The 3,592-nt window shown below is 74.1% G+C and carries 3 protein-coding genes; all 3 read right to left on the reverse strand.

Annotated features, from left to right (window positions below):
- Positions 1-135 precede the first annotated feature (135 nt).
- The 3 genes from AAC134_RS23565 to AAC134_RS23575 all read right to left on the reverse strand — a co-directional run bounded on the left by AAC134_RS23565 (position 136) and on the right by AAC134_RS23575 (position 3,537).
- Positions 136-1,635 carry an aldehyde dehydrogenase gene (locus AAC134_RS23565; RefSeq protein ID WP_339952209.1) on the reverse strand — a complete coding sequence of 500 codons (1,500 nt, stop codon included), beginning with the start codon at positions 1,633-1,635 and terminating at the stop codon, positions 136-138.
- A gap of 131 nt (positions 1,636-1,766) precedes the next feature.
- Positions 1,767-2,219, reverse strand: coding sequence for a hypothetical protein (locus AAC134_RS23570; RefSeq protein ID WP_339952211.1), 453 nt, complete (start codon positions 2,217-2,219; stop codon positions 1,767-1,769).
- Between the two features lie 94 nt (positions 2,220-2,313).
- Positions 2,314-3,537 (reverse strand): class I SAM-dependent RNA methyltransferase, encoded by a 1,224-nt coding sequence (locus AAC134_RS23575; RefSeq protein ID WP_339952213.1) that lies wholly within the window; start codon positions 3,535-3,537, stop codon positions 2,314-2,316.
- Between the last annotated feature and the right edge of the window lie 55 nt (positions 3,538-3,592).

Genomic DNA, 3,592 nt, shown 5'->3' on the forward strand with positions numbered 1-3,592 from the left:
CGGACGAGTCGCTCTGATCGGCATCAGCGAGGGACGGCTCCGGAGAACAGGCGCTCTGCGAGGGGACGGGCGTGGCGCCCCGGCGGGACCGGAGCGGCGCCCCGGCGCGGGGGACGGGCCGGGGCGCGGGAGGCGTCAGCGCATCACGAAGGGGTTGCCGGGGGCGGCGTCGGAGGTGGAGATCCAGACGGCCTTGGTCTCGAGATACTCGTTGATCGCGTCGATGCCGCTCTCGCGCCCGAGGCCCGAGTGCTTCATCCCGCCAAACGGCATCATGTAGCTGATCGCGCGGTAGGTGTTGATCCAGACCGTGCCGGCCTTCAGCGCCTTGGCCATGCGGTGCGCGCGGCCGATGTCGCGGGTCCAGACCCCGGCGGCAAGGCCGTAGATCACGTCGTTGCCGATGCGCACGGCCTCGGCTTCGTCGTCAAAGCCGATGATCGAGAGGACCGGGCCGAAGACCTCCTCCTGCGCGATGCGCATGTCGTTGGTGACGTCGGAAAAGATCGTGGGCTGGACGAACCAGCGGCCGGCGTCGGCCGCGGCGCCGCCGGTCAGCAGGGTCGCGCCCTCGCCCTTGGCGATTTCGATGTATTCGAGGATCTTGGCGTGCTGGGGAGGGGTGGTGACCGGGCCGATGTTGGTCTCGGGCGCCATCGGGTCGCCGATCTTCGCCGAGCGGGCCATCTCGACCAGCTTGGCCGTCACCTCCTCCTTGATCGAGTTCTGCACCAGCAGGCGGGAGCCCGCGATGCAGGTCTGGCCGGTGGCCGCGAAGATGCCCGAGACGGCGCCGGCGACGGCGGCGTCGATGTTGGCGTCCGCGAAGATGATGTTGGGGGACTTGCCGCCGAGCTCGAGGCTGACGCGCTTCATCGACTTGGCGGCCTGCGAGTAGATCAGCCGGCCGGTGGCGTCCGATCCGGTGAAGGTGATCTTGGCGACGTCGGGGTGGTCGACCAGCGCCGCGCCGCACTCGGCGCCCAGCCCCGAGACCACGTTGAAGACGCCATCGGGGAAGCCGGCCTCTTTCGTCAGCTTGGCGAACTCCAGCGTGGAGGCGGAGGCGAACTCGGAGGGCTTGATCACCACCGCGCAGCCCGCCGCGATCGCCGCGGCGCATTTCCAGGCGACGAACAGCAGCGGCGAGTTCCAGGCGGTCAGGCAGCCGACCACGCCGACGGGCTCATGATCGGTGAAGGCGAAATGGTCGGGCTTGTCGATGGGGACGACGCCGCCCTGGATCTTGTCGGCGAGGCCGGCGAAATAGTGCCACCACTCGGGGTGATAGTTGAGCTGGCCCAGCATCTCGGACATCAGCTTGCCGTTGTCGCGGACCTCGACCTCGGCGAGCGCCTGGGCGTTCGCGGTCACCAGGTCGCCCAGCCGGCGCATCAGCTTGCCGCGGGCGGACGCGGACATCGTGGCCCAGGGGCCCTCCTCCATCGCGCGTTTGGCGGCCTTTACGGCGAGGTCGACGTCGGCGGCCGTGCCGCGGGGGATCCGGGCCCAGACCGCGTCGCGATAGGGGTCGTGGCTGTCGAGCCACTCGCCGCCCGCGGGGTCGACCTCGGCCCCGTCGATGAAATGGCGATAGGTGACAAGCGCGCTCTGCGCCGGGGCGTGCTGGTTCATGGGGCTCCTCCCGAGGCTCCGTTTGGCGGAGATCGGGGCGGAGACTGCGCCGGGCGGGGCGAGGACGCAAGCCGCCGAGGGATCGGGGGGCGGAGGGGCGAGGGGCCGGGCCGGGGGCCCGGCGCCGGCGCTCAGTCGTCGACGTCCATGTCGATCAGGCGGCCGTCGGGGGCGAATTCGGCCTCGAAGCTGCGGCCGGCGGCGTCGATGCCCTCGATCTCGACGCCGTCCGCGTCGAACTCGACCGACCACAGGCGGGCGTCGGCGGGCCAGTCGGGGGCGCTGCGCACGGCCGCGGGAAGCGCGGGGGCGATGGCGGCGGCGGGGAAGGGCTGCTGGCCCGTGGCCTCGATCTCGTCGAGCGAGCCGTCGCGATGGAACTCGATCTCGACCCGGACGCCGCCGGGCAGCGTGCCGTGGAGGTCGGGGTTGCGGCGGTCTTCCTCGAACCGGGCCTCGGTCAGGCCGAGGCGCTCGACGATGGCGGCGTCGGCCGCCGCGCCGCCGCTGGCCAGAACCGCGAGCGGGGCGGCGAGGAGCGCCGTGGCGCAGGCGAGGCGGGCGAGGGTCGGGTGCGGCGTCATCGGGCGGGCTCCTCTCGGGTCGGGTCCTGTGGGAGCGGCGCGCCCCCTCCGCCGATATGGGGCGGAGGGGGCGAGGGGGCCAGAGCGGGCGTCGTCAGGGAAGGGGGGCGGTTCGGTGCAGCCGGATCTTGAGGCCGCCGTGGGGCAGGGGCGGTCCGGGGGGCAGCCAGGGCAGGCCGGTGACCTGGGCGAGCTGCGCCTCGGAGGTGACGAGGCCCACCCGCCAGCCCGAGAACCGCTCTTGCAGCACGCGGCCCAGCGCGGCGTGCAGGGCGCGCAGCGGACCCTTGTTGCCGATGCGCGCCCCGTAGGGCGGGTTCACGATCACCAGGCCCGGCGGGCCGGCGGGACGCTCGAGGTCCGAGACCGAGAGGCGGCGGAACGCGGTCCAGTCCGCGAGGCCGGCGCGCTCGGCGTTGGCGGCGGCCGCGCGGATGGCGCCGTCGTCGCGGTCCGAGCCGTGGAAGCGGCGGTCGGGCGTGGGCGCCGGGTCGGGGCGGGCGGCGGTTTTCATCGCGGTCCAGGCTTCGGGGTCGAAGGGGGCCAGACGCTCGAACGCGAAGGGGCGGGTGCGGCCGGGGGCGAGGCGTGCGGCGAGCTCGGCCGCTTCCAGGACGAAGGTGCCCGAGCCGCACATCGGGTCGAGCAGCGGCTCGGACCCGTCGTAGCCGCATTCGCGCAGGATCAGGGCGGCCAGCGTCTCGCGCATCGGGGCCTTGGCCACGGCCGGCTTGTGGCCGCGGCGGTGCAGCGGCTCTCCGGAGGCGTCGAGGCTGAGGGTGACAAGGTCGTTCTCGATGCGGGCCATGATCCGGATCGGAGCGGGCTCGGAGGGGTCGGGGAGGGCGGTCGGCGGCGCGGGGACGCCCGCGGCGTCGCGGGGGGACGCGTCGCCGCCGTGGCCGCCGACGAAGGCGGCGGGGGCGCCGAGCTCCTCCTCGATGGCGCGCGCGATGCGCTGGGCCGCGGCGCCGGCGTGGTAGATGCGCGACTTGCGGCAGAGGGCCTCGACGCGCACCGGCTGATCGGGGCGCAGGATCGCGGCCCAGTCGAGCTTGCGCGCGCGCTTGTCGAGCTGGGCGAGGTGGAGGGCGCGGAAGCTCGCCACGCGCACCAGCACCCGCGAGGCGCCGCGCAGCATCAGGTTGGCGCGCCAGGCCTCGGACCAGGGGCCCCGCGTCTCGACCCCGCCGGGCACGGCGCGGGGGTCGGCGAAGCCGTGGGCGCGGACCTCGGCCAGCAGGGCGGGCTCGAGGCCCGGGGGGGCGGCGAGGAAGATCTCCAGCGCATCGGTCTGGGCGGCGGGGGGTGTGGTCATGCCGCTCCCCTAGCGCGAAGCCGGGGCGTGGGCGAGTCCTTGTGCGCGGGCGTCG

This window comes from uncultured Albimonas sp. (genome assembly GCF_963977235.1).
Lineage (GTDB): Bacteria > Pseudomonadota > Alphaproteobacteria > Rhodobacterales > Rhodobacteraceae > Albimonas.

Coding starts and splice junctions, on each gene's coding strand:
- AAC134_RS23565 (WP_339952209.1), bottom strand. CDS start 1,635: ATGAACCAGCACGCCCCGGCGCAGAGCGCGCTTGTCACCTATCGCCAT.
- AAC134_RS23575 (WP_339952213.1), bottom strand. CDS start 3,537: ATGACCACACCCCCCGCCGCCCAGACCGATGCGCTGGAGATCTTCCTC.
- AAC134_RS23570 (WP_339952211.1), bottom strand. CDS start 2,219: ATGACGCCGCACCCGACCCTCGCCCGCCTCGCCTGCGCCACGGCGCTC.